The following is a 6,042-nucleotide window of genomic DNA, read 5'->3' on the forward strand; positions in this document are numbered from 1 at the left end:
TAAATTTAATAGTTATGTCAATATTTTACATAATTCTATAAATTTTATACCGATTTTAGAGCAATATATTTCCCTTATATAAAAAAACTATAAGATTTAATCTTATAGTTTTTACAAATTCAGTATCATATTGTAAATTGTTCTTATTGAATAATAAAAAATATCTTCATTAAAATCGAATTTACTATTGTGTAAAGGATAGCTTTCTTCATTTTCTTTTTCAGCAAAAAATACAATTCTAACTCCTGGTATTAACTGAAAATAATAGGCTGCATTATCCCCTGCTAAATAAGTTTTTTTGCCTAAGATAAATCTGTCATTAAAGATTTCTTTTCCTATGGCTGATCCTAATTCAACTAAATGCTCATTGTTTATAATACTTGGTAAATGAGATTCCAAATTAACTTTTATTTCTGCTCCCGTATCCTTTGATAAAAGTACCATTTTTTCTTCTAGATAATTAATCAAGTATTTAAAAGTAATATCATCTATGGCCCTTAAAGTTCCTTCTAATCTAACTTTTTCTGCCATAATATTATTTTTAACCCCTCCATTTATCATACCTATGCCTAATATAAATGGAAATTTATCACTCAAACAATTATTCATTTCATCTATAATGTTTATTATTTTTCCGCTAACAGATATGGCATTTATACCTTTATCTGCATCCCCCCAATGAGAAGACTTACCTAAAATATCAATCGATACTCTTCCTATTGTAGCTGTAGATACATTTTCTTGAATTTCCATACCAATAGGTTGAGAATTTGCAAAATGAAAAATTATCATCTTATCTACTTTAGGATTTTCCAATACTTTTTCTTCAATTAATTTTTTAGCACCTTTACCAGTTTCTTCAGCTGGTTCAAAAATAAATTTTATATTACAATTTAACTTTTCTTTGTTTTCCTTTAAAATACAGGCCAACCCTAATACGGTTGCAACTATTCCATCATGACCGCAAGCATGCATTACTCCTTTATTTTTAGACTTGTATTCAAACGAGTTTTTTTCATCTATTGGAAGAGCATCAATTTCAGCTCTCAATGCTATGGTTGGATAGTTTAAATTATTAATTAAGGTTGCAACTACTCCCGTATCTCCAACTATTTTATTTTCAATACCTATATCATCTAAATATTTTCTTATAAACTTACAAGTATTATATTCCTTTTCACTAATTTCTGGATATTGATGTAAATATCTTCTTATTTCTATTACTTCTTCTATTAATGAATCATCTATTTCATTATATTCTTTCATTTATAAATTCTCCTCAATTTATAATTCAAAATATTCTTTTATGGCAAGTACTACTCCATCATCATCATTTGATTTAGCTTTATAATTACATATTTCCTTTAGCTGTGGATGTGCATTTTCCATAGCATAGCTATATTTACAGCTTTGCATCATTTCATAGTCATTTAAATAATCGCCAAATGCCATAGTTTCATCATAAGAAATATTGTAATTTTCTTGAAGCATCTTTATAGCTTCTCCTTTATTTACACCTGGGTTCATTAAGTCTACCCAATTATGCCCTGACAAACAGACCATTAGGTTTTCATTGTACTTTTGTAACAGCTCAAATGCATTTTTTTCTGCATCAACCTCATCAAAAACAGCTAATTTACAGATTTTATCTTTATCTAGTATATCCATCAAGTCTTCTACTATTTCTAACTTTGCATAGTACATTCTTGCATTTTCTAAAAAAACTTCATTATTATTTTCAACATATGCCGATTCTACCCCACATAAAATAGGATACATTCCTTCACCTTGTCTTACATCTTTTAAAGCTTTTTTAACTTCTGCCTTATTAATCTCATCCACATAAATAGACTGACCATTTTCATATACAATAGATCCATTATCACTAATATAAACAAGTTCTTCTTTTATATCTGCAAAGTTTTCAAGCAAATTAAAATACTGTCTCCCGCTTGCAATGGCAAATTTAACATCTTTTTCTTTTAGTTTTTTTACTAAATCAAATAAATATGGCGATAAATTTTTATTACTATCTAATAATGTACCATCCATATCTGCTGCAATTAATTTTACTGTCATATTTAATTCTCCCCCAAAATATTTTTTCTGTTATTATACCACTTAATTTTTAACTGCATTTCTTAAGTTAATATTTTTATAAATAAAAAGTTTGCTACGTTCATATCTTCACTATGAATATACTCACCATAACTTCAAATAATAATTTAACTCAAAATCAATCAAATATAAACATTAGCTCATAATATTTATCATAAATTTCCTTATTGAAACACACATAATATACCCTTTCAAGTTGTTGCAATGGGTATTTGTTTAGCATATTTCTGACTGCCTTACATGCTATAATACATGCTTTTTCATAAGGATATCCGTATACTCCTGTACTTATGGCTGGAAAAGCTATGGTTTTACAATTATTTTTTATAGCCTCTTCTATGGAGTTTATATAACAAGAATATAAAAGCTTGTCCTCATTTCTATTTCCTCCATGCCATATTGGCCCCACAGTATGAATAATATTTTTGCATGGAAGATTATAAGCTTTTGTTATTTTAGCCTCGCCTGTTTTACAACCATTTAAAGCTCTACACTCTTCCAAAAGTTTTGGACCTGCTGCCTTATGAATAGCTCCATCTACTCCGCCACCACCAAGAAGTGAATTGTTCGCAGCATTAACTATTGCATCAACTTTTAACTTAGTAATATCTTCATTTATAATTTCAACTCTTTCTCTTATTTTCTCTTCTTTAAAATCTATCTTATTTATTAATTCATATACTTCATTTTTTCCTCTTAGAATTTCAAACCATCGTTTCGGAATATTTTCAAATCCATATAAGACACCTGCTATCCCTCCAGTTACGGCCGCTGTTGTATCTGTATCATTACCAAAAGCTATAGCTTTTTTTATCGATTCTTCGTAAGAATTACTCTCCCTAATAACCTTAAAGCTACTCTTTAAACAGTCTATTACATATCCTGTACCACTTTCTTGTACTGCATTTTCTGGTAAGATATCATTTATTAATCTATCTAAATATTCTTTGTCATGTTCATATATTTCCTTTAACTTGCTTACACTTATTTCATAAGCCTTGTCAAAGTCATTTCCTTTTAAGATATACCTAATTATAAGAGAATATAATGCACAACATATTTGATTATTAACATGACCATGTGTGATTAATGACTGCGTTTGAGCATCTTCTACTAAGTCCTCATCAGTACCATCATGTAATAGCGGAATGCCTAGCACTCTCATTAAAGATCCGTTTCCTTGGCCCTTTTTTATAGTAAACCCACTTTCATAAGGTGATGTACCTGAGCTATATTTGATTAATGATTGCATAGTTTGACCACCTACATCAAATACATTATTATCTACAGCTAAGTGTCCCCACGTCCACCAATCCAGTAATTTATCTGCCAAATTTTTAATATTTAAGCTTTTACATTCTAAAAAACTTTCTAGCACACATAAAAATTGTGCTCCATCATCAGAATAAGTTCCAAAAGGAATGTCCTTATATGTTTTCTCAAATTTATTCGGTGGAATAATATCGATTTGCTCAAAAGGTGGAAGTTTGTCAGGTGGGTTAAATTCATAAGATACTCCCGTTGCATCTCCTATTAACAATCCCCATAATCCTCCCAATACTTTGTCCTTAGAATAATATAATTTATACATTTTCATACCTCCTATTACATGAGTTTTTCCATATATAGGTATATGATAACAGAAATTTATTTATTTATGTTTGATTTTAAACAAAATATAAACTCCTTACAATTAAAAAGGAATGTTTTCACATCCCTTTCCCTAAGTAAGTTTATTTATATAAATTCATTCAATACATCTTGACTACATGCTTTTCTATGCGGATTAAATCTATTATTGAATTTTTCATACTTTTCACCGTATACAAATTTCGTATTTAATTTTTTAATTTCCTTTAATAGATTAATTTCATCTTTTACTATTGGTCCTGGCAGTTCTTCCACTGATAAATAAAAATCTCTCATTTTATTTTTATATTCTTCAAAGTCATACATGTAGAAAATAATTGGTCTGCTTAAATTTGCATAATCAAAGAATACACTTGAATAATCTGTTATTAACATATCACTCACTACATACAAGTCATTTATATCATCATGATTTGATACATTTACTATAAATCCATTATATTTTTCAAAGTCAAAAGCATTACTAATAAAGTAATGGGCTCTAAATAAAATTACATATTCATCTCCTAATTCTTTCTGTAATATGTCAAAATTCAAGCCTAAATCATAAGTATATCCTACTCCAGGCTCATGTTGATTTTCCCTCCAAGTAGGGGCATATAATATAATTTTTTTACCTATTGGAATATTTAAGTTTTCTTTTATCCTCTTACAATCATCTTCTGTAAACTCATAAAGAAAATCATTCCTTGGATATCCTCTTTCAATAAAAATATTATCTTTTCCTATTTCCTTTAATCCAAATGCTGATGTTATTTTTTCTTTGAAAAAATTTGATGGTGATACTAAATAACTATACCTTTCAGCATCTATTCTGTAATTATCATGTAAATCTTTTGTAGATATTTTAGTGCCTGTATAATTTTCAATATCTAACCCTAATTTTTTTAGCGGTGTTCCATGCCAACATTGGATATATACTTGATCTGGATGCTTTTTAATCTCATTTGGTATCCTTGAATTCGTTACCCAATATTTAGCTGAAGAGTAATATTTGTAATATTTTGCACCACGATATTTTACTAATATAGTATTTTCATCCTCTAATAAATATTCATATTCTTTAGGATTTTTAAAAGCCCAAACTTTAATAAAATCTTTATATCTCTCATCATTCAACATTGCCTTATAAAGTGATTTTGGACTACAACTAAATTGTCTACCCATATAAGACTCGAATATTATTAATTTATCATCGATAGGTCCTTTACCATAAAATTTTCTTAAATATTTTATCTTTTTCCTATAATTTAACATTTTAACGCATAACTGCTTTGTATAGGGATTAATACTTAATATTTTTATTATCATCTGCTTCATATATTCTAACATTATGCTATCTCCTATTTAACTCCTTGTAAATCATGTTTAATTTGAGTAGTTGATATTTCAGGTGTTCTTGGCAAATATACCACTTTGCAATATTCAGATAGGTAATCAAATTTTCCCTTCCAATCATCACCCATTACAAACGTATCCACCTTAAATTCTTTTATATCCTCTACTTTTTGACCCCAACTAGTCTCCGGTATAACAAGGTCTACATAGCGAATAGACTCTAACAGTCTCTTTCTCTCATCATAAGAAAAATAACATTTTTTATGTTTCTCATTCCAATTAAATTCATCACTTGATAATACAACTATCAGATAGTCTCCCAATTTTTTAGCTCTTTCTAATAGATTTACATGACCATAATGTAGTAAATCAAATGTTCCATAAGTAATTACTTTCTTCATATTAAATCCCCCTAATTTATTTAAAAGCTTACTTAATTTCTAAAATTCCTTTTACATTCATACATATTTCTTTTGAACATGGATATGAAATTTCATTAAATATATCATTTACTAATTCTCTATCTTCTTTATATAAATCCCTTCCTGCAAATATTTCATCCAAAACACCCATAAATTCATTCATTGTCTCTGGCTTATGCCCTGGTGTAACCTTATCATAATCAAAATTAAATCCCCTTTTTGATAAGTATTTCTCTTTGTCATAAGGCAAAAATATAATAGGCCTTTTAAGCAATAAAAAATCTATATAAATACTAGAGTAATCTGTAATTAAAATATTAAATACATTCAATATCCCCATAATATCGTCTATTTTATCATCTTCTAAAACTCTTATTCTTTTACCTAGATATTTTGATATATTGCTACTTTCATTCATATGTGTATGTATATAAATTAAAATATTATTGGTTTCTAAGAATTCTTCTAACTTATTTTTATCAAAGTCCTCAAAAGGAAATAAACAAGTTTCTTC

6 protein-coding genes are annotated in these 6,042 nt (G+C 27.9%); all 6 read right to left on the reverse strand.

The window, feature by feature from the left end:
* Positions 1-111: 111 nt before the first annotated feature.
* Positions 112-1,266 carry a M20 metallopeptidase family protein gene (locus NSA58_RS14305; protein ID WP_039678457.1) on the reverse strand — a complete coding sequence of 385 codons (1,155 nt, stop codon included), beginning with the start codon at positions 1,264-1,266 and terminating at the stop codon, positions 112-114.
* An 18-nt stretch (positions 1,267-1,284) separates the two neighbouring features.
* Positions 1,285-2,079, reverse strand: coding sequence for a Cof-type HAD-IIB family hydrolase (locus tag NSA58_RS14310; RefSeq protein WP_074429927.1), 795 nt, complete (start codon positions 2,077-2,079; stop codon positions 1,285-1,287).
* A 157-nt stretch (positions 2,080-2,236) separates the two neighbouring features.
* Positions 2,237-3,709: an O-acetyl-ADP-ribose deacetylase gene (locus NSA58_RS20770; protein WP_074079472.1), complete on the reverse strand. Its 1,473-nt coding sequence runs from the start codon at positions 3,707-3,709 to the stop codon at positions 2,237-2,239.
* Positions 3,710-3,855: 146 nt separating this feature from the next.
* Positions 3,856-5,100 carry a CDP-glycerol glycerophosphotransferase family protein gene (locus tag NSA58_RS14325; protein ID WP_079764870.1) on the reverse strand — a complete coding sequence of 415 codons (1,245 nt, stop codon included), beginning with the start codon at positions 5,098-5,100 and terminating at the stop codon, positions 3,856-3,858.
* A gap of 11 nt (positions 5,101-5,111) precedes the next feature.
* Entirely contained in the window at positions 5,112-5,507 is a 396-nt protein-coding gene (gene tagD, locus NSA58_RS14330; protein WP_039678455.1) for a glycerol-3-phosphate cytidylyltransferase, read from the reverse strand.
* Positions 5,508-5,535: 28 nt separating this feature from the next.
* The coding region (locus NSA58_RS14335; protein WP_257560616.1) for a CDP-glycerol glycerophosphotransferase family protein at positions 5,536-6,042 on the reverse strand (507 nt) is incomplete at its 5' end.

The sequence above is a fragment of the Terrisporobacter muris genome (genome assembly GCF_024621905.1).
Classification (GTDB): Bacteria; Bacillota; Clostridia; order Peptostreptococcales; family Peptostreptococcaceae; genus Terrisporobacter; species Terrisporobacter muris.